This window comes from Albidovulum sp. (assembly GCF_049646345.1).
GTDB lineage: Bacteria > Pseudomonadota > Alphaproteobacteria > Rhodobacterales > Rhodobacteraceae > Albidovulum.
On record NZ_JBARVQ010000631.1, the window covers coordinates 1 to 1,992 of the forward strand.

2 protein-coding genes are annotated in these 1,992 nt (G+C 63.7%); both read right to left on the reverse strand.

Annotated features, from left to right (window positions below):
• On the reverse strand, window positions 1-1,312 hold a 1,312-nt coding region (locus tag WBB85_RS16420; RefSeq protein ID WP_432639674.1), incomplete at its 3' end, for an amidase.
• A 145-nt stretch (window positions 1,313-1,457) separates the two neighbouring features.
• A partial coding sequence (locus tag WBB85_RS16425; protein WP_432639675.1) for a hypothetical protein occupies window positions 1,458-1,992 on the reverse strand: 535 nt, incomplete at its 5' end.

Genomic DNA, 1,992 nt, shown 5'->3' on the forward strand with positions numbered 1-1,992 from the left:
CGGTCGGAACGCCAGTCGCCGCGAAGCCGGACGGCACCGACAACACCGGCAGGCGGCTCAGCATGTTGAATGGCGTCGTCATCACCCACCCCAGGAACGGATCGACCGGCTTGCCGTTGATCTCGACCGTTCCCGTCGTGCTGTCGAAATCCGCGGGCACCGCGGGCACGGCCATGGTCGGGCAGATCAGCAGGTCGTAATCCTCGAGTATCGGTCCGAGGGAATTGTACATCTGTCCCGCGGTGTTCAGCGTTTCGACATAGCCGCGCGCCGTGCTCGTCGCGGCCCGTTCGGCGAAATGCCGCGCGTAGGTCGTCATCTCGTCGGCATGGTCATCCAGCATCTCCGAAATGTAGCTTCCGAAGATATGCACCAGATAGTCGATGCTGTGCTGCAGGCAGTCCTCGGGCCACCCCAGATCGACCTCGGTCACTGTCGCCCCGAGCGCGCGGAACACATCGGCCGCGGCAAGCGTATTGCGCTCAACTTCCCGGTCGACTTCGAAAACCGACAGATCCCGCGACAGCGCTATTTTCATCCCCTTGATCGGCGCATAATCGGTGGGCAGCACCAGTTTCGGGCGCAGCGTCGCGATGTCCTTGGGATGGGGTCCGCACATCACGTTCTGCAACAGGATCGCATCGCGCACATTCCGCGCCAAAGGCCCGTTGTGGCAATAAAAATCCATGTTGAACGGCGGCTCTTCCGGGTTGCGGCCGTAGGGCGGCTTGTAGCCGACGATACCGCAGGTCGAGGCGGGGATCCGGATCGAACCGCCGATGTCCGAACCACTGGCCAATGTCGAGGTGCCACTGGCCAGCGAAGCCGCCGACCCGCCTGACGATCCGCCGGGGGTGAACTCAGGGTTCCACGGGTTGCGCGTGACACCCCAGAGCCGTGACCATGTGACACCCGCACAGGAAAACTCCGGCGTCGCGGTGCGGGCGTGAACCACGGCCCCTTCCGCCAGAATCCGTTCATTGACGGGCGATGTCGTGTCGGCGACGTAATCCTTCTGGATCAGCGATCCGCCAGACGTCGGAAACCCGGCAATACCGGATTCATCCTTGATGCCGACCGGCAGGCCTTCCAGCGCCCCCGTCGCCGCGCCCTTGGCATAACGGGCTTCGGCGCGGCGCGCCGCCTCCATCGCCGTATCGTAATGCGTGTAGGTCAATGCATTGACCTGCGGCTCAACCTCCGCCGCACGATCAATGACGGCCTGAAGCAATTCGACGGGTGACAAAGTCCGGGCCCGAAACGCCTCCAGCGCCTTGTGCGCCGAAAGATAGCAAAGGTCGTCTTTCGTCATCTCGGCCTCCGTCCTGAGAACCCCGTTCCACCATCGCAGCCCGGGGTCCGGCAGGCCGAATCCTAGCATGCCAACCGGCGCTGTCAGCAGGAATTGACGATCAGCGGCCTTGATATGGCATACCGTCCCGGCGTGGTTCGACAGATCAGCATGCCGCGAACCAGTCGGCCCGGAACCGGTCCAGCTCGTCATCCTGCACGGCGCCCTTGATCAAGGGCGGCCCCGAGACCGCGTCCAGCGTTTCCTTCGAAAACATCCGCTCCAGCAACGGCGCGTCAGGGGCAACCTGCTCGGGATTGAACCCCTCTTGCAGGCAAAGCCCCCACTGCGCGTCAAGCTCGGCATTGTCAGGCCCCACCCGGCTCGCCAACCGCGACCGGGCCTCGGCGGACAGGCGCGGCATCCGACCGACAACCATCTTGTCCAGCGCCCCGGTCAAGACCTTGTCATAGGCCCCGGCTTCGATCGCGTTGCGAACGAAACGGCGGATATTTTGGTTCTTCCGGCTCGCATTGACGCGCCCTTCGGCCATCGGCTCACAGGCAAGGTCGCTGCGTCCGATGCAGTCGAAAAAGTCCGCGGCAATGCCACGCGCGTCAAGAGCCGAATAGTCGCGCAGGATGAGGTCAAATCCGGCCGCCGACAAAGTCGCCGCGATGGCGCCGTAGTCGAACTGAAAG